This window comes from Pseudomonas sp. PLMAX (assembly GCF_046042685.1).
Classification (GTDB): Bacteria; Pseudomonadota; Gammaproteobacteria; order Pseudomonadales; family Pseudomonadaceae; genus Aquipseudomonas; species Aquipseudomonas putida_AE.
In genome coordinates this window covers 5,634,438-5,650,878 of record NZ_CP064949.1, presented here as the reverse complement: position 1 = coordinate 5,650,878, position 16,441 = coordinate 5,634,438, and the positions used below count along the sequence as shown (strand labels likewise).

Annotated in this window: 18 protein-coding genes; 13 read left to right on the top strand and 5 right to left on the bottom strand. The window is 62.4% G+C overall.

Going from position 1 to position 16,441, the window contains the following annotated elements:
- Positions 1-33: 33 nt before the first annotated feature.
- The 7 genes from DKB71_RS25635 (at position 34) to DKB71_RS25605 (ending at position 7,611) form a co-directional block, all read left to right on the top strand.
- Complete coding sequence (locus DKB71_RS25635) at positions 34-909, top strand: SMP-30/gluconolactonase/LRE family protein (protein WP_408598240.1); 876 nt, start codon at positions 34-36, stop codon at positions 907-909.
- Between the two features lie 272 nt (positions 910-1,181).
- A complete protein-coding gene (locus tag DKB71_RS25630; protein ID WP_274072973.1) occupies positions 1,182-2,000 on the top strand; it encodes an SDR family oxidoreductase in 819 nt (272 codons plus the stop codon).
- 99 nt (positions 2,001-2,099) lie between these two features.
- The gene (locus DKB71_RS25625; RefSeq protein WP_274072974.1) at positions 2,100-3,104 is read left to right on the top strand and encodes a substrate-binding domain-containing protein; all 1,005 of its coding nucleotides are present in this window, start codon (positions 2,100-2,102) and stop codon (positions 3,102-3,104) included.
- 64 nt (positions 3,105-3,168) lie between these two features.
- Positions 3,169-4,713 (top strand): L-arabinose ABC transporter ATP-binding protein AraG, encoded by a 1,545-nt coding sequence (gene araG, locus DKB71_RS25620; RefSeq protein ID WP_408598237.1) that lies wholly within the window; start codon positions 3,169-3,171, stop codon positions 4,711-4,713.
- Positions 4,714-4,725: 12 nt separating this feature from the next.
- Positions 4,726-5,694 carry an L-arabinose ABC transporter permease AraH gene (araH, locus tag DKB71_RS25615; protein WP_408598235.1) on the top strand — a complete coding sequence of 323 codons (969 nt, stop codon included), beginning with the start codon at positions 4,726-4,728 and terminating at the stop codon, positions 5,692-5,694.
- Between the two features lie 208 nt (positions 5,695-5,902).
- Positions 5,903-6,616 (top strand): GntR family transcriptional regulator, encoded by a 714-nt coding sequence (locus DKB71_RS25610; protein ID WP_408598233.1) that lies wholly within the window; start codon positions 5,903-5,905, stop codon positions 6,614-6,616.
- The gene (locus tag DKB71_RS25605; protein ID WP_408598231.1) at positions 6,613-7,611 is read left to right on the top strand and encodes an ADP-ribosylglycohydrolase family protein; all 999 of its coding nucleotides are present in this window, start codon (positions 6,613-6,615) and stop codon (positions 7,609-7,611) included. The genes DKB71_RS25610 and DKB71_RS25605 overlap by 4 nt, the downstream gene beginning before the upstream one ends.
- Here DKB71_RS25605 and DKB71_RS25600 read toward each other — a convergent pair.
- Entirely contained in the window at positions 7,598-7,765 is a 168-nt protein-coding gene (locus DKB71_RS25600) for a hypothetical protein (protein WP_274072979.1), read from the bottom strand. The genes DKB71_RS25605 and DKB71_RS25600 overlap by 14 nt on opposite strands.
- Between DKB71_RS25600 and DKB71_RS25595 the strand changes: the two genes are divergently transcribed.
- Together DKB71_RS25595 and DKB71_RS25590 are read left to right on the top strand one after the other, a co-directional pair.
- Positions 7,764-9,230, top strand: a complete 1,467-nt coding sequence (locus DKB71_RS25595) for a cytosine permease (RefSeq protein ID WP_274072980.1) — start codon at positions 7,764-7,766, stop codon at positions 9,228-9,230. The two genes, DKB71_RS25600 and DKB71_RS25595, sit on opposite strands and share 2 nt — an antisense overlap.
- Entirely contained in the window at positions 9,223-10,152 is a 930-nt protein-coding gene (locus tag DKB71_RS25590) for a PfkB family carbohydrate kinase (protein WP_408598228.1), read from the top strand. Before DKB71_RS25595 ends, DKB71_RS25590 begins: the two co-directional genes overlap by 8 nt.
- Before the next feature lie 116 nt (positions 10,153-10,268).
- On the opposite strand, the gene DKB71_RS25585 is transcribed toward DKB71_RS25590, so the two are convergent.
- The 4 genes from DKB71_RS25585 to DKB71_RS25570 form a co-directional block, all read right to left on the bottom strand.
- The gene (locus DKB71_RS25585) at positions 10,269-10,649 is read right to left on the bottom strand and encodes a Rho termination factor N-terminal domain-containing protein (protein ID WP_408598226.1); all 381 of its coding nucleotides are present in this window, start codon (positions 10,647-10,649) and stop codon (positions 10,269-10,271) included.
- A 27-nt stretch (positions 10,650-10,676) separates the two neighbouring features.
- Entirely contained in the window at positions 10,677-10,931 is a 255-nt protein-coding gene (locus DKB71_RS25580; RefSeq protein ID WP_274072983.1) for a hypothetical protein, read from the bottom strand.
- 39 nt (positions 10,932-10,970) lie between these two features.
- Positions 10,971-11,309, bottom strand: coding sequence for a hypothetical protein (locus tag DKB71_RS25575; RefSeq protein WP_274072984.1), 339 nt, complete (start codon positions 11,307-11,309; stop codon positions 10,971-10,973).
- 84 nt (positions 11,310-11,393) lie between these two features.
- Positions 11,394-12,599 (bottom strand): MFS transporter, encoded by a 1,206-nt coding sequence (locus DKB71_RS25570; RefSeq protein WP_408598224.1) that lies wholly within the window; start codon positions 12,597-12,599, stop codon positions 11,394-11,396.
- 194 nt (positions 12,600-12,793) lie between these two features.
- Here DKB71_RS25570 and DKB71_RS25565 point away from each other — a divergent pair, with 194 nt between their 5' ends.
- From DKB71_RS25565 to dgoD, 4 genes are all read left to right on the top strand, one after another.
- Positions 12,794-13,276 (top strand): GNAT family N-acetyltransferase, encoded by a 483-nt coding sequence (locus DKB71_RS25565; RefSeq protein ID WP_274072986.1) that lies wholly within the window; start codon positions 12,794-12,796, stop codon positions 13,274-13,276.
- A gap of 260 nt (positions 13,277-13,536) precedes the next feature.
- Positions 13,537-14,529 (top strand): 2-dehydro-3-deoxygalactonokinase, encoded by a 993-nt coding sequence (locus DKB71_RS25560; protein WP_408598221.1) that lies wholly within the window; start codon positions 13,537-13,539, stop codon positions 14,527-14,529.
- A 19-nt stretch (positions 14,530-14,548) separates the two neighbouring features.
- The gene (locus DKB71_RS25555) at positions 14,549-15,169 is read left to right on the top strand and encodes a 2-dehydro-3-deoxy-6-phosphogalactonate aldolase (RefSeq protein WP_274072988.1); all 621 of its coding nucleotides are present in this window, start codon (positions 14,549-14,551) and stop codon (positions 15,167-15,169) included.
- A gap of 63 nt (positions 15,170-15,232) precedes the next feature.
- On the top strand, positions 15,233-16,381 hold the full coding sequence (gene dgoD / locus DKB71_RS25550; protein WP_046815968.1) for a galactonate dehydratase: 1,149 nt from the start codon (positions 15,233-15,235) through the stop codon (positions 16,379-16,381).
- Positions 16,382-16,441: the final 60 nt, after the last annotated feature.

The following is a 16,441-nucleotide window of genomic DNA, read 5'->3' as shown; positions in this document are numbered from 1 at the left end:
ACAAATAAAAACAAGAACAATGCAGGAGGATTCATGGAGTGCACCGCAGTGACCGAACACCGCGCCCAGCTCGGCGAAGGCCCGTTCTGGGATGCGCCGACCCAGGCGCTGTACTGGGTGGACATCGCCGGCAAACAGGCGCTGCGCTTGATCGGCGCCAACGTGCAGATCTGGCAGATGCCGGAGCACGTGTCGGCGTTCATCCCCTGTGCGAGCGGCGATGCGCTGGTGACCTTGAGCAGCGGGGTGTATCGGCTGGATCTGGATTCACCTGGACTAGCGCCTCGACTGACCTTGTTCTGCGTCGCCGATCCGCACCCCGGCAACCGCGCCAACGAGGCCCGCTGCGATGCCCAGGGCCGGCTCTGGCTCGGCACCTTGCAAAACAACATTGGCGAGCAGGGCGAAGACCTGCCTGTCGAACGGCGTTCCGGTGGCCTGTTCCGCATTGATCGCGACGCACGGGTGACGCCGCTGCTGCGTGGCTTGGGCATTCCCAATACGTTGTTGTGGAGCGATGACGCCACCCGCGTTTATTTCGGCGACAGCCTCGACGGCACGTTGTACCGGCATTTCATCCGTACCGACGGCCACCTCGAACCGGCACAGGCCTGGTTCGGCCCCCACACCCGCGGCGGCCCGGACGGCTCGGCGATGGATGCCGAAGGTTTTATCTGGAATGCCCGATGGGATGGCAGTTGCCTGCTCAGGCTGACACCGGACGGGCAGGTCGATCGGGTGATCGAACTGCCCGTCAGCCGTCCGACCAGTTGCGTATTTGGCGATGCCGACCTGAAAACTTTGTACATCACCAGTGCCGCGAGTCCGCTTGGGCATCCGCTGGATGGAGCGGTACTGGCGATCCGCGTCGACGTTGCAGGAAAGCTCTGTAGCCGATTCGCCGGTTAAATCCCTAAATATGGGATGTAAATATATATATTGAGATTATCGGCGAGCCGGGTTTATAGTCGGCTCCATCAGTTACACGCACTCACACTTAAAAAAACAAAACAGGTGAAGTGATGCAGCGATATTCCCCCGCACTCCCGCGTGGAGTCCGCGTTTCAGAGTACCTCAGGGCTGAAACGTTTTCGCGCCTGCCTGTTTCTTCCACTCGCCTTTTGACCGGACATCCACCGATGCCCGGTTTTCGTCGTGCTTTCGAACAGGAGTCCTGATCCATGGCTGAACCTCTTTCGCTGCCACCAGTGCCCGAACCCCCAAAGGGCGAGCGCCTGAAAAATAAAGTCGTGCTGTTGACCGGCGCCGCCCAAGGCATCGGCGAGGCGATCGTGGCGACCTTCGCGTCCCAGCAAGCCAAGCTGGTCATCAGCGATATCCAGGGTGAAAAAGTCGAAAATGTCGCGGCGCAGTGGCGGGGCAAAGGGGCTGACGTGGTGGCGATCAAGGCCGACGTTTCGCAGCCGCAAGACCTGCAGGCGATGGCCAGGCTGGCGGTCGAGCTGCACGGGCGAATCGACGTGCTGGTCAATTGCGCCGGGGTCAACGTGTTCCGCGATCCGCTGGAAATGACCGAGGAAGACTGGCGTCGCTGCTTCGCCATCGACCTCGATGGCGCCTGGTACGGCTGCAAGGCAGTGTTGCCGCAGATGATCGAGCAGGGCATCGGCAGCATCATCAACATCGCGTCCACCCATTCCACCCACATCATTCCGGGCTGCTTCCCCTATCCGGTGGCCAAGCACGGCCTGCTCGGCCTGACCCGCGCCCTGGGGATCGAATACGCACCCAAGGGCATTCGCGTCAACGCCATCGCACCGGGCTACATTGAGACCCAATTGAACGTCGACTATTGGAACGGCTTTGCCGACCCCCATGCCGAACGTCAGCGCGCCTTCGACCTGCATCCGCCACGCCGCATCGGCCAGCCGATCGAGGTGGCCATGACCGCGGTGTTCCTGGCCAGTGATGAAGCGCCGTTCATCAACGCTTCGTGCATCACCATCGATGGCGGGCGCTCAGTGATGTACCACGACTGAGTCGTCCGGTTTTCCGGTGTAAAGCTACGCCTGAAATCCAATCATCATACGATATGACTATTGGCAGTACGCTCAACAAAAACAACAAGGAGTCAGCTTATGAATCGTCGTCATGCCATCCGTACCCTGTGCTGTGCCGCCCTGGCGGTCAGCGCGGTCAGTCTCAGCAGCACGCTGCTGGCGGCCGAAGAAGTGAAAATCGGTTTCCTCGTCAAGCAAGCGGAAGAGCCCTGGTTCCAGACCGAATGGGCATTCGCCGAAAAGGCCGGCAAGGATAAGGGCTTCACCTTGATCAAGATCGCCGTGCCGGATGGCGAGAAAACCCTGTCGGCCATCGACAGCCTGGCGGCCAACGGCGCCAAGGGTTTCGTGATCTGCCCGCCGGACGTGTCCCTGGGCCCGGCGATCATGGCCAAGGCCAAGCTCAACGGCTTGAAAGTGATCGCCGTGGATGACCGCTTCGTCGATGCCAGCGGCAAGTTCATGGAAGACGTGCCGTACCTGGGCATGGCGGCGTTCGAAGTCGGCGAGAAGCAGGGCAGCGCCATGGCCACCGAAGCGAAAAAACGCGGCTGGGAATGGAAAGACACCTATGCCGTGATCAACACCTACAACGAACTCGACACCGGCAAAAAACGCACCGACGGTTCGGTCAAGGCCTTGCAGGATGCGGGCATGCCCAAGGACCACATCCTCTTCTCCGCCCTGAAAACCCTCGACGTACCGGGCAGCATGGACGCCACCAACTCGGCGCTGGTGAAACTGCCGGGCGCGGCGAAGAACTTGATCATCGGCGGCATGAACGACAACACCGTGCTCGGCGGCGTGCGTGCCACCGAGGCCGCCGGTTTTGCCGCGGCGAACGTGATCGGCATCGGCATCAACGGCACCGACGCCATTGGCGAGCTGAAGAAACCCGACAGCGGCTTCTACGGTTCGATGCTGCCCAGCCCGCACATCGAGGGCTACAACACCGCCAGCATGATGTACGAGTGGGTTACCAGCGGCAAAGAACCGGCGAAGTACACCGCCATGGACGACGTGACGCTGATCACGCGCGACAACTTCAAGCAGGAACTGGAAAAGATCGGCCTGTGGAATTGAGGGCCGGTTGATTTCATTGGCGGCCCCGGCAACGGGGTTGCCTGATCTGTGTGATGAGGTGGTTATGCACGCGCAAACACAAGTACAGAAACATCCCGCCGGACTCAGCTTGCGCTTCAACGGGATCGGCAAGACCTTTCCCGGGGTGAAGGCGCTGGACAACATCAACTTCGTCGCCCATCCGGGGCAGGTTCATGCCTTGATGGGCGAGAACGGCGCCGGCAAGTCGACCTTGCTGAAAATCCTCGGCGGCGCCTACATCCCGAGTAGTGGCGAGCTGCAGATCGGCGGCCAGACAATGGCCTTCAAGTCCACCGCCGACAGCATCGGCAGCGGCGTTGCAGTCATCCATCAAGAGCTGCACCTGGTGCCGGAAATGACGGTCGCGGAGAATCTTTTTCTCGGTCACCTGCCCGCCAGTTTCGGCCTGATTAATCGCGGCACGTTGCGCCAGCAGGCCCTGGCCTGTCTCAAGGGGCTGGCCGACGAAATCGACCCGCAGGAGAAGGTCGGGCGCCTGTCCCTCGGCCAGCGGCAGCTGGTCGAGATCGCCAAGGCCTTGTCCCGTGGCGCCCATGTCATCGCCTTCGACGAACCCACCAGCAGCCTGTCGGCGCGGGAGATCGACCGCTTGATGGCGATCATCGCGCGCCTGCGCGACGAGGGCAAAGTGGTGCTCTACGTCTCCCATCGCATGGAGGAAGTGTTCCGCATCTGCAACGCGGTGACGGTGTTCAAGGATGGCCGCTACGTGCGCACCTTCGAAGACATGAGCCAACTGACCCACGATCAACTGGTCACCTGCATGGTCGGTCGCGACATCCAGGACATCTACGATTACCGCCCGCGCCCGCGCGGTGCGGTGGCGTTGAGGGTCGACGGCCTGCTCGGGCCGGGCCTGCGTGAACCGGTCAGTTTCGACGCGCACAAAGGCGAGATTCTCGGCTTGTTCGGCCTGGTCGGCGCGGGGCGCACGGAGTTGTTTCGCCTGCTCAGCGGCCTGGAACGCAACAGTGCCGGTCGCCTTGAGCTGCGCGGCCATGAATTGAAACTGCGCTCACCCCGGGACGCGATTGCGGCCGGGATCCTGCTCTGTCCCGAGGACCGCAAGAAGGAAGGCATCCTGCCGCTGGCGAGCGTTGCCGAGAACATCAATATCAGCGCCCGCGGTGCGCATTCCACCTTCGGTTGCCTGTTGCGCGGTTTGTGGGAGAAGGGCAACGCCGACAAGCAGATCAAGGCGCTCAAGGTGAAAACACCGCACGCCGGCCAGCCGATCAAGTTTCTCTCCGGTGGCAACCAGCAGAAGGCCATTCTCGGTCGCTGGCTGTCGATGCCGATGAAAGTCCTGCTGCTTGACGAGCCCACCCGCGGCATCGACATCGGCGCCAAGGCGGAAATCTACCAGATCATCCATGACCTGGCCGCCAGTGGCATTGCGGTGATCGTGGTGTCCAGCGACCTGATGGAAGTGATGGGTATTTCCGACCGCATCCTGGTGCTGTGCGAAGGCGCCCTGCGCGGCGAGCTGAGCCGCGAACAGGCCAATGAATCCAACCTGCTGCAACTGGCTTTGCCGCGCCAACGCGCTGACGGCGTGGCGAACTGAGAGGTGACTATGATGACAAGCCAAAACGACGCACTGCCAACCCCGCGCAAGCCCCTGGACCTGCGGCGCTTTCTCGACGACTGGGTGATGTTGCTGGCGGCCGTGGGGATCTTCGTGCTCTGCACCTTGATGATCGACAACTTCCTCTCGCCCTTGAACATGCGTGGCCTGGGCCTGGCGATTTCCACCACCGGGATCGCGGCGTGCACCATGTTGTATTGCCTGGCGTCCGGGCACTTCGACCTGTCGGTGGGTTCGGTGATCGCCTGCGCCGGGGTGGTTGCCGCCGTAGTGATGCGTGACACCGACAGTCTCTTTCTCGGGGTCAGTGCAGCACTGGCGATGGGACTGATCGTCGGGTTGATCAATGGCATCGTGATCGCCAAGCTGCGGGTCAATGCGCTGATCACCACGCTGGCGACCATGCAGATCGTCCGCGGCCTGGCCTACATCTTCGCCAATGGCAAAGCGGTGGGCGTGTCCCAGGAGTCGTTCTTCGTGTTCGGTAACGGCCAGTTGTTTGGCGTGCCGGTGCCGATCCTGATCACCATCGTCTGCTTCCTGTTCTTCGGCTGGTTGCTCAACTACACCACCTACGGGCGCAACACCATGGCCATCGGCGGTAACCAGGAAGCGGCGCTGCTGGCGGGCGTGAATGTCGACCGGACCAAGATCATCATCTTCGCCGTTCACGGCCTGATCGGTGCGCTGGCCGGGGTGATCCTGGCGTCGCGCATGACCTCGGGCCAGCCGATGATCGGGCAGGGTTTCGAGTTGACGGTGATCTCGGCTTGCGTGCTGGGTGGCGTGTCCCTCAGTGGCGGGATCGGCATGATCCGGCATGTGATTGCCGGGGTGTTGATCCTGGCGATCATCGAGAACGCGATGAACCTGAAGAACATCGATACCTTCTACCAGTATGTGATTCGGGGTTTGATCCTGTTGCTGGCGGTAGTAATTGATCGCCTGAAACAGCGCTGATCAACCTGTGTCCTGCACAAGACTGAATGTGCAGGCGATCCAGTGTGGGAGCGGGCTTGCTCGCGAATGCGGTGTGTCAGTCAACTAAACAGTGGCTGACATACCGCATTCGCGAGCAAGCCCGCTCCCACTTCGACTCCATTCCCTTCTGTCACCTCCCATAAATATTCCTTGCCCGTCATAACATGTATCGGTTACTAATTTGTACATGATTAGACAGGTACGATTCGACAAGAAACAACGGGTGGTCGACGAACTCATCCGGCGTATTGAAAGCGGTCTCATGGAAGACGGCTTTCATCTGCCGGGCGAGCATCAGTTGGCCCAGGAATTCAAAGTCAGCCGAGGAACCTTGCGTGAAGCGCTGGCCGAGTTGAAACGGCGCAACTACATTGCGACGCAAAGCGGGGTCGGTTCCATCGTCACTTTCGACGGTGTGGCACTGGATCAGCGCAGCGGCTGGGCCCAGGCCCTGGCCGACAGCGGCGCGCTGGTCAATACCGAAGTGTTGCGGTTCGAGGCGGTGACCCGTCCTGACCTGCTATTGCGTTTCGGCACCGACCAATTCATCACCCTCGACCGTCGCCGCCGCACCAATGACGGCACGCTGGTCTCCCTCGAACGCTCATTGATGCCCGCTAGCGGAGGCCTGGAAAGCCTGCCGCGGGTTGGCCTGATCGATAATTCGCTGACCATTACCTTGGCCGCCTATGGCTACATCAGCGAACGTGGTGATCAATGGATCGGCGCCGAACCGTTGAACGCCGAAGATGCGGAGCTGCTGGGGCGTCCGGTCGGCACGGTATTCCTCAGGGCCTTGCGCACCACCTATGACCGGCAACACCGCTTCATGGAGCAGGTGGAAAGCCTGCTCGACCCTGTGCATTTTCGTCTGCACCTGCAATTTGGACCTTCGAAATGACCGCCCTCGATCGTGCGCTTGGCGCGTTCTACGGCCTGGCCCTGGGCGACGCGCTGGGCATGCCGACCCAATCCCTGAGCCGCGGCCAGATCCAGGCGCGCTTTGGCGACATCACCCACCTTGAAGATGCCGGTCCCGATCAACCGATCGCCGCCAATATGCCCAAGGGCTCGATCACCGATGACACTGAACAGGCGATCCTGGTCGGTCAGTTGTTGGTCGAGGGCAAAGGCCACATTGAACCCTCGGTCCTTGCTCAACGCCTGATCGAATGGGAAGCGGTGATGCAGGCCAAGGGCTCGCAGGACTTGCTCGGCCCTTCGACCAAGCGGGCGATCGAGATGATCCTTGCCGGCCATTCGCCTGAAGAGGCCGGGCGCTACGGCACCACCAACGGCGCGGCCATGCGTATCACACCGGTGGGGATTGCTGCCGACGTGGCCAATCCCGAGCGTTTCATCGATGCCGTGGTACAGGCCTGCCAGGTCACCCACAACACCACGCTGGGCATTTCCAGCGCAGCGGCGGTGGCGGCGGTGGTGTCCGCCGGCATCAACGGCATGGACCTGGGCGAGGCATTGAACCTCGGCCAGCAATTTGCCCAGCAAGCCGAAGGCCATGGCCACTGGGTGGCTGGCGGTCGCATCGCTTCGCGCATCAGTTGGGCACGCAGCATCAGCGTCGACAGTGACAAGCTGTTGCTCGCCGATCTGCTGTACGACGTTATCGGCACTTCGGTGGCTTCCCAGGAGTCGGTGGTGGTGTCGTTTGCCCTGGCCCAGCAAGTGGCCATCGGCGAAATGAGCGCCTTCGACGCACTGTGCATGGCCGCCAGCCTGGGCGGTGACACTGACACCATCGCGGCGATTCTGGGGGCGATGCTCGGGGCCTGCCTGGGGCTGGCGAGTTGGCCGGTCGAGATGGTCGACACGATCAAGGCCGTCAATGAGCTGGAGCTGGAGCCCCTTGTGAAAGGACTCCTCACCCTGCGCTGAGGAACACAAATCCCCTGTAGGAGCTGCCGCAGGCTGCGATCTTTTGATCTTTGGCGGTCTTGAGGTCGCTGAAAATCAAGATCAAAAGATCGCAGCCTGCGGCAGCTCCTACCTTGCCCACAACCACAAAAATGGCAACAGGAGCATTTTTCATGAGTTCATCGAACGCCGGGCAGAACGCCGGGCAGCTGGAAACCCGCGGCATCGAGCCGGTGCCGGAGGCCGAGTGCAATGGGCATCCGCTGCAGCTGTTCTGGGTCTGGTTCGCCGCCAACATCTCCATCCTCGGCCTGCCGCTGGGTGCGACCCTCGTGGCTTTTCGCGGCCTGGCGATCTGGCAGGCAGTCATCGTCGCGATCCTCGGTGCCGCCGGTTCCTTCGCGGTGGTCGGGATCATTTCCATTGCCGGTCGTCGTGGCCGCGCACCGAGCCTGACCCTGTCCCGCGCCATCTTCGGCGTGCGCGGCAATATCGGCCCGACCCTGGTCTCGCTGATGTCGCGCCTGGGCTGGGAAACCGTCAACACCACCACCGCCGCGTTCGTCTTGCTGTCGCTGTGCTCGATCCTCTTTGGTTCGCCGGTGGAAGCGAAAAGCGCGCCGCTGCTGACCCTGGTGTTCATCGCGATTTTCGTACTGTTGACCTTGTCGGTCTCCGGCCTCGGTCACGCCACGCTGCTGGTGATTCAGAAATGGGCGACCTACGTGTTCGGCGCCCTGAACATCCTGGTCGGCGGCTTCCTCTGCGCCACCATCGACTGGAGTGCGGTGTTCAACGCCACGCCAGCGCCGATGAGCGCAATGATCATCGGTATCGGCACCATGGCCGCCGGCACCGGGATCGGCTGGGCGAACGCCGGTGCCGACATGTCCCGTTATCAGCACCGCAGCGTCAAGGCCGTGCGCCTGGTGGCGTCGGCGGCGTTCGGCGCGGGCATCCCACTGGTGCTGTTGATCACCCTCGGCGGCCTGCTGTCGGTGGGCAACAACGACCTGGCCCAGGCCACCGACCCGATCATCGCCATCCGCGACATGCTGCCGACCTGGATGGCCGTGCCGTACCTGATCACCGCCTTCGGTGGCCTGCTGCTGTCGAACAACCTGTCGGTATACTCCGCCGGCCTCACCACGCTGACCCTCGGCCTCAAGGTCAAGCGCGTCTACGCCGTGGTGGTGGACATCGTGGCGATCTTCGCCGGTTCGATCTACTTCATGCTGATCGCCGACAGTTTCTACGGCCCGTTCATCACCTTCATTTCCCTGCTGGCAGTGCCGATCACGGCGTGGGTCGGGATCTTCGTGGTCGACCTGATTCATCGTCACTACTACAGCCCCAAGGACCTGCTGGACGTCAGCCCGAGCAGCGCCTACTGGTATCGCGGCGGCGTCGAGTGGCGCGCGTTCGGTGCCTGGGCGCTGGCGATCGTGCTCGGGTTCAGTTTCACCACCATCGGCACCACGGCAGAAAACGTCTGGTTCAAGGGATTCCTGTCCGACTCGTGGCTGGGGCATAACGGCCTCGGCTGGATCGTGACCTTTGTGGTCGCCGGTGGCATTTATCTGGTACTCGGCGGGGCGAAGGACCGTCGTGCCGCAATGGTCGAGAATGCTCATGCCTAAGATGCTGCACACGGGCCAGGTCATCATCGACCTGGTCATGGCCGTGGATCAATTGCCGCAAGCGGGAGGCGACGTGTTGGCGCAGTCCGCCAGTTTCGAAGCGGGCGGCGGTTTCAATGTGATGGCGGCCGCACAACGTAACGGCCTGCCGGTGGTCTACCTCGGTCGCCACGGCAGCGGACGTTTCGGTGACCTGGCGCGTGAGGCGATGAATGCCGAAGGCATCCGGATCGGCATCGCTGACCCTGCCGAGCGCGACACCGGGCTGTGCGTGGCCATCACCGACGCTTCGGCCGAACGCAGTTTCGTCTCCTACATCGGCGCCGAAGGCGAGTTGACTGCGCAGGACCTGACCAGTGTGCCGGCCGAGGCGGGCGATTACGTCTACGTCAGCGGCTACAGCCTGCTGCAGGCGGGCAAGGCACAGGCGCTGGTGGATTGGGTTTTGGCGTTGCCGGGCGCGGTCAAGGTGGTGTTCGATCCGGGGCCGCTGGTGGATTCGCCGGACATGCCGGTGATGCAGGCGCTGCTGGCGCGCATCGACGTATGGACCAGCAACAGCGTCGAAGCGCTGAAGATTACCGGTGCGCCGGACATTGCTCAGGCGCTGGATCGTCTGGTCGAGCATTTGCCGCGCGACGTGCTCTTGGTAGTGCGTGACGGGCCCCAGGGCTGCTGGATTCATCAGCAGGGCGAGCGTCGGCATGTGCCGGGTTTCAAGGTGCAGGCGGTGGACAGCAATGGCGCCGGCGATGCCCATGCCGGGGTGTTCGTGGCGGGGCTGGCGCAGGGGTTGTCGGCGTTTGATGCGGCGCGAAGGGCGAATGCGGCAGCGGCGTTGGCGGTGACCCGGTGGGGGCCGGCGACTTCGCCGGGGGCTGCTGAGGTGGATGATTTGATCAGGAAGACCTGCGGCGTCTGATCTGTCGCTTTCGCGAGCAAGCCCGCTCCCACATGTGATCGCATTTCTTCAAGGAGAAACCGGTCGAATGTGGGAGCGGGCTTGCTCGCGAAGAGGCCCTCAAATTCAACCGATCTTCAACCAGCCTCGCGCAACGCCTCGATCAACTCCTGCTTTCGCATCGACGATCGCCCGGGAATGTCTTTCGCCCGGGCCTCTTTCCTCAAACTATCGACGGTTTGGGTATCGCGCGAAACCTTGCTGCTGCGCGGATGGCCGTCACGGCTGACGACGGCGCGACGTGCAGATTCCTTGCGATCCGCGGACTTGGCACTGGCCGGCTTCTTGCGCCCGGAACCCCCGGCACGCTCACCACCACCGGACTGTTTGTTCACCGTCGCCCAGGCACGCGCTTCGGCTTCGTCCCTGGACACGCCCTTGTGCTCATAGCTCTCTTCGATGTGTTCGGCCTTGCGTTTCTGCTCGGCGGTGTATTTGTCTTTGGTTCCACGAGGCATGGGATTTCTCCAGGCTTGCTGATGGGTTCAAACATCCAGCTTGCGTGCCGCCTCAACGCCAGCAGCGCTGAGCTTGATCGGCAGATTCAGCGAGTGCTCGCCGTCCTCGTTGCACTGCACGTTGCCGTGCTGGATCAGTCCACGTTCCTGCAGTTCGGCGAGGGTACTGGCGACGATCTTCTCCCCCCGGTAATTGTCCAGCACCTCCTTGCCCAGGCCACTCGGGTGGGCGTGCAGCAGGCGGGTCAGGACTTCTTTTTCCAGGTTTTTATCGACGTTCATGGTTACCTCTTCGTTGCGATAGGTAGGTGGTGCGGTGAACTATTGGCTCACACCCCCTAAAGAGCCCGAGCCACCTTCGGTGGTGGTCGAGCCGATGCCGGGGGCGGCGTTATCGGGTGTCTTGGTATCGGGCTGGTTCAGGCCACCCTGGCGGCCGGCATCGTTGCCCTGGATGCGCGGATCGGTACCGGTTGACGGCGGCAGGCTGCTGTCGACGCCCGTGCCGTTGGTGTTGATGCCGGGGGCGCTCTGGATGGCGGGGGCTCTGGGCGATTCGACCGGGTTGGTCGGGCCGGTGCCGGACGCGGTGGTGGCAGCATTGGCAAGCGGGGAGAGCAGGACAGCGAGGGCGAGAGCGGTCAACCGGGGCGTGCGCATGGTGGTGTCTCCATTGATTTAGAGTCCCTACCTGATGTTGGTCCGCCCCCGTTTCGGATTGGTGCCTGATGAACGACGAACGGTTCAGGCTTGCAGCAATGACCTGGTCGAACTCAGCCGACGCCAGATCAGGCGACCCACGGTGATCAGCCAGTTGAGGCCGGCGACCGCCAACAGGGTGTACAGCAGCGTCGCCATTCCTTGCTCGACGATGATTTTCCCGGCAAGCAGCGGGAAGCCGAACACGCCGATGAAATACGACAGACTGAACAGCAGCAAGGATTGCGCGGTGGTGCCGTTCGGCGCCTCATTCGCGGCCAGGCCGTTGATCACCGAATAGGTCAGGCCGTAACCGACCCCGAGCATCACCGCCGCCAACACATAGCTCAAGCCATCGTCGACCACGAAACCGAACATCAGGATCGAGCCCATCATCAGGCCCGACAGCAGGCACGAGGCGCGCAGCGGATCGCGCTTGACCACGAAGCCGGCGATCAGCAGGCGGCTGCTGATCGCCGCACCCATGAAGCCGAGGAAGAACAGCGAATAGTCCAGTGAGCGCGCGGCGGCGTAGCTGGTCTGGAAACTCGACAGGCCGCCGAAAACGCAACCGCCAAGGCCGACCATGACGATCGGCAGCACCGCCCGGGACGACAGCACTTGCGCGGCGGCACGCCAGGAAATCCGCGACACGGCAGTCGAGGGCACGGCCGCTTTTTTCAGCTGGCCATCCAGTCTCCAGAACAGCAACACGCCCATCAGGCTGGCCAGCGCGGCCAGGTAAAACGCGGCCGTCACCGGATAGCCCAAGGCACTGGCGGCACGACCGAGCAAAGGACCACTGCCGATTCCGCTCATCATGCTGCCCGACAGCAGGGCAAAATATTTCGCCCGTTGCGCAGGCGTCACCAGGCTCGCGACGATGATCGGCCCGAGGGTATAGAACCCCCCCCAGCCCAAGCCCAGCAGCAGCCCGAAAAACAGCAGCCATTGGCCAAAGCCCGGTGTCAGGGCAAAGCCCAGGCTGGCGGCCACCAGCAACAAGCCGAACAGTGCCACCGAGCGGGCCGCACCGAGCAGGTCGCACAGGTGGCCGGAAACGATCACCGCCGCGAAGGTACTGAGCATCGCCGCCGAAATCACGCTGCCGGCATCGTGCTCGTTACCCCCGCGAGAGCCGATCAGCAATGACAGCAAAAAAGTCGAGCCGTAGGACAGGGACAGCAAGTAGCTGGCCAGGCAAAACAGGCCGAACAACTTGCTGGAAACTTGAGGTGTTGCAGTAGACATGACGCGGTTCCTTGACCCGATAGATACCCAGGGCCTCTATCTACCACGCCGGGCGCCAAGGATAGGTCCGAGGTTCGCGATGCCAGGGTTAGCGGTGGGCGGAGTAATGCCCGGGATGACATTTTCATTTCCCATGTGACGAGCGCCACGCACCGCCTTAGTATGGCGTTTTCAACTTTTGACAAGGCACGTCCATGACGATCGAAATCCGCCCGGCGACCCCCAGTGACGCACCGCAAATCCTCGCGTTCATCACTGAACTGGCCGACTACGAACGTGCCCGCCATGAAGTCATCGCCAGCGTCGCCGACATCGAACGCAGCCTGTTCAGCGAAGGGGCCACGGCCCATGGCCTGATCTGCCTGCGCGCAGGCGTGCCCATCGGTTTTGCGGTGTTCTTTTTCAGCTACTCCACGTGGCTGGGCAGCAACTGCCTGTACCTCGAAGACCTGTACATCACGCCTGAGCAGCGTGGCGGCGGGGCGGGCAAGACCCTGTTGCGCCACCTGGCGAAAATCGCCTGTGCCAACGACTGCGGGCGCTTCGAATGGAGCGTGCTGGAGTGGAATACGCCGGCCATCGACTTCTACAAATCCCTGGGTGCGCAGCCGCAGGAGGAGTGGGTTCGCTACCGCATGGATGGCAAGGTGCTGAGAGAGTTCGCAGACGGTAATTAATCACGGCGTAGACCCATCTGTAGGAGCTGGCTTGCCAGCGAAGGCGATCTGGAGAGCAGCGCAGCACCTCAGGTTGGATCACCAGCAAGCCGGCTCCAGGGCTGTGTATGTTTCAAATATCGCAGAAATCAACGTCTGCGATTTTTTTTGCCTGAAATAAAAAATCCCAATATATGGGAGTGATATTTATATATTGAGATTTATCGGCGTCAAGGTTTATAGTCCCCTCACTCACTGCCAAAAACAGAACAGGTGAAGCGATGCAGGCGCAATTGATCGCGCTCGACTGGGGGACAACCTCATTACGTGCCTACAAACTGGCCGCGGGCGGCCAGGTGCTCGAACAGCGTTCGCTGTCGTCGGGGATCATGCAGTTGCCCAAGGCTGGGCGAATAATCAACGGCCGCGAATGCGTCGACGGGTTTGAACTGGCGTTTGACGAAGCCTGCGGTGACTGGCTCGACCAACAGCCCGACTTGCCGGTGATCGCCTGCGGCATGGTCGGCAGCGCCCAGGGCTGGCGCGAAGCGGCCTATCGCGACACGCCGGCGAACGTCGCCAACCTCGGCACCGCCCTGCAAACCGTACGCAGCCTTCGCGGCGTCGATGTACACATCGTGCCGGGCGTGATCCAGCGTTCGCGCCTGCCGAACGTGATGCGCGGCGAGGAAACCCAGGTGCTTGGCGTGCTGCACAACCTGGCGGGCGAGGCGGGCGCCGATCTGCTGATCGGACTGCCGGGCAGCCATTCGAAATGGGTGGAAGTGGCCGATGGCTGCATCGTGCATTTCGATACTTTCATGACCGGCGAAATCTTCGCCGTGCTCAGCGAACACAGCATCCTGGGGCGCACCCAGCAGCGTGGCGGGTCATTCGATGGCGACGCGTTCGATCGCGGCGTGCAGGTGGCGTTGTCGACGGACGGCGAAATCGGTCCCTTGTCGACCCTGTTCAGCGCCCGCAGCCTTGGCCTGACCGGTGAACTCAGCGCCACGGCGCAAGCGGATTATCTGTCCGGCCTGCTCATCGGCCATGAACTGTCGGCCCTGGCGTGCGTGCAGCGGCGTCGACGCAACAGCGTGCACCTGCCTTCGATCATCCTGATCGGCAATGTCCAACTGTGCAGCCGCTACAGCCGGGCGCTCGATGCCTGCGGTTTTTCCCAAGTGACGCTGGCCGAGCAGGCCACCGAACGCGGCTTGTGGCAGCTGGCCCTGGCGGCCGGCCTGGTCGCGGCCAATCCCCATCGTTAACCCTGACTGGAGTCCTGACATGCTCAAACAAGCACTGGCGCAAAACGGTCTGATCGCGATCCTGCGTGGCCTGCGTCCGCAAGAAGCAGCTGCCATCGGCGAAGTCCTGTACGCCGCCGGCTTTCGCGTCATCGAAGTGCCGCTCAATTCCCCCGAGCCGTACGAAAGCATACGCATCCTGCGCAGCAGCCTGCCCGCCGATTGCCTGATCGGCGCGGGCACGGTGCTGACGCCGGAGCAGGTTGAGCAGGTGAAAGCGGCGGGCGGCCAGGTGATCGTCATGCCCCACAGCGATCCCAAGGTGTTGCGTGCGGCGAAAGCGGCCGGCCTGTACCTGTCGCCCGGTGTCGCCACCCCAACCGAGGCCTTCGCGGCACTGGCCGAGGGCGCTGATGTGCTGAAGCTGTTCCCCGCCGAGCAGATGGGCCCGGCGGTCGTCAAGGCCTGGCTCGCGGTGTTGCCCGCCGGGACCATTCTGGCGCCGGTTGGCGGCATCACCCCGGACAACATGCAGGTGTTCATCGACGCCGGCGTCAAGGGTTTCGGCCTCGGTTCCGGGCTGTTCAAACCGGGCATGACCCCGGCGCAAGTGGCGGCCAATGCCAAGGCCTATGTCGCTGCCTGGAAAGCCCTTCGCTGAGACTTTTTTGGCGCTGCGTGCGCTGCATCTAATAAGAGCTGCATTGATAAAAAGAGAGCACAGATGAAAATCACCAAACTGACCACCTTCATCGTTCCGCCACGCTGGTGCTTCCTCAAGGTCGAGACCGACGAAGGCGTGACCGGCTGGGGCGAGCCCGTGGTCGAAGGCCGCGCCCACACCGTCGCTGCCGCCGTTGAAGAATTGTCCGACTACCTGATCGGCAAAGACCCGCGCAACATCGAGGACATCTGGACCGTGCTCTATCGCGGCGGCTTCTACCGAGGCGGCGCGATCCACATGAGCGCCCTGGCCGGTATCGACCAGGCGTTGTGGGATATCAAGGGCAAGGCCCTGGGTGTGTCGGTCAGTGACCTGCTGGGTGGCCAGGTGCGGGACAAGATCCGCGTGTATTCGTGGATCGGCGGCGACCGTCCGGCAGACACCGCGCGGGCGGCGAAGGAAGCGGTCAGCCGGGGTTTCACCGCCGTGAAAATGAACGGCACCGAAGAGCTGCAGTTCCTCGATACCTTCGACAAGGTCGACCTGGCCCTGGCCAACGTCGCCGCCGTGCGTGACGCGGTGGGGCCGAACGTCGGCATCGGCGTCGATTTCCATGGCCGGGTGCACAAGCCCATGGCCAAGGTGCTGATGAAGGAACTCGACCCGTACAAACTGATGTTCATCGAAGAGCCGGTGCTCAGCGAAAACTACGAAGCGCTGAAGGAACTGGCGCCGCTGACCAGCACGCCGATCGCCCTGGGTGAGCGGCTGTTCTCGCGCTGGGATTTCAAGCGCGTGCTCAGCGAAGGCTACGTCGACATCATCCAGCCCGATGCTTCCCACGCCGGTGGCATCACCGAAACCCGCAAGATCGCCAACATGGCCGAAGCCTACGACGTGGCGCTGGCGTTGCATTGCCCGCTGGGTCCGATTGCCCTGGCGGCGTGCCTGCAACTGGACGCGGTCTGCTACAACGCGTTCATCCAGGAGCAGAGCCTGGGCATCCATTACAACGAGAGCAACGACCTGCTCGACTACGTCAAAGACCCGCGTGTCTTCGACTACGACAAAGGTTTCGTCAAGATCCCCAACGGCCCGGGCCTGGGCATCGAGATCAACGAGGAATACGTGATCGAACGCGCCGCCGTCGGCCACCGCTGGCGCAACCCGATCTGGCGCCATGCCGATGGCAGTTTTGCCGAGTGGTGAGATCCCTCTGACCTTACACAAATCCACTGTGGGAGCGGGCTTGCTCGCGAAGAGGTCGGC

Excerpts from the sequence above, each read along its gene's own strand:
- DKB71_RS25635 (WP_408598240.1), top strand. The coding sequence starts at position 34 with ATGGAGTGCACCGCAGTGACCGAACACCGCGCCCAGCTCGGCGAAGGC.
- DKB71_RS25630 (WP_274072973.1), top strand. The coding sequence starts at position 1,182 with ATGGCTGAACCTCTTTCGCTGCCACCAGTGCCCGAACCCCCAAAGGGC.
- DKB71_RS25625 (WP_274072974.1), top strand. The coding sequence starts at position 2,100 with ATGAATCGTCGTCATGCCATCCGTACCCTGTGCTGTGCCGCCCTGGCG.
- araG (WP_408598237.1), top strand. The coding sequence starts at position 3,169 with ATGCACGCGCAAACACAAGTACAGAAACATCCCGCCGGACTCAGCTTG.
- araH (WP_408598235.1), top strand. The coding sequence starts at position 4,726 with ATGACAAGCCAAAACGACGCACTGCCAACCCCGCGCAAGCCCCTGGAC.
- DKB71_RS25610 (WP_408598233.1), top strand. The coding sequence starts at position 5,903 with ATGATTAGACAGGTACGATTCGACAAGAAACAACGGGTGGTCGACGAA.
- DKB71_RS25605 (WP_408598231.1), top strand. The coding sequence starts at position 6,613 with ATGACCGCCCTCGATCGTGCGCTTGGCGCGTTCTACGGCCTGGCCCTG.
- DKB71_RS25595 (WP_274072980.1), top strand. The coding sequence starts at position 7,764 with ATGAGTTCATCGAACGCCGGGCAGAACGCCGGGCAGCTGGAAACCCGC.
- DKB71_RS25600 (WP_274072979.1), bottom strand. The coding sequence starts at position 7,765 with ATGAAAAATGCTCCTGTTGCCATTTTTGTGGTTGTGGGCAAGGTAGGA.
- DKB71_RS25590 (WP_408598228.1), top strand. The coding sequence starts at position 9,223 with ATGCCTAAGATGCTGCACACGGGCCAGGTCATCATCGACCTGGTCATG.
- DKB71_RS25585 (WP_408598226.1), bottom strand. The coding sequence starts at position 10,649 with ATGCCTCGTGGAACCAAAGACAAATACACCGCCGAGCAGAAACGCAAG.
- DKB71_RS25580 (WP_274072983.1), bottom strand. The coding sequence starts at position 10,931 with ATGAACGTCGATAAAAACCTGGAAAAAGAAGTCCTGACCCGCCTGCTG.
- DKB71_RS25575 (WP_274072984.1), bottom strand. The coding sequence starts at position 11,309 with ATGCGCACGCCCCGGTTGACCGCTCTCGCCCTCGCTGTCCTGCTCTCC.
- DKB71_RS25570 (WP_408598224.1), bottom strand. The coding sequence starts at position 12,599 with ATGTCTACTGCAACACCTCAAGTTTCCAGCAAGTTGTTCGGCCTGTTT.
- DKB71_RS25565 (WP_274072986.1), top strand. The coding sequence starts at position 12,794 with ATGACGATCGAAATCCGCCCGGCGACCCCCAGTGACGCACCGCAAATC.
- DKB71_RS25560 (WP_408598221.1), top strand. The coding sequence starts at position 13,537 with ATGCAGGCGCAATTGATCGCGCTCGACTGGGGGACAACCTCATTACGT.
- DKB71_RS25555 (WP_274072988.1), top strand. The coding sequence starts at position 14,549 with ATGCTCAAACAAGCACTGGCGCAAAACGGTCTGATCGCGATCCTGCGT.
- dgoD (WP_046815968.1), top strand. The coding sequence starts at position 15,233 with ATGAAAATCACCAAACTGACCACCTTCATCGTTCCGCCACGCTGGTGC.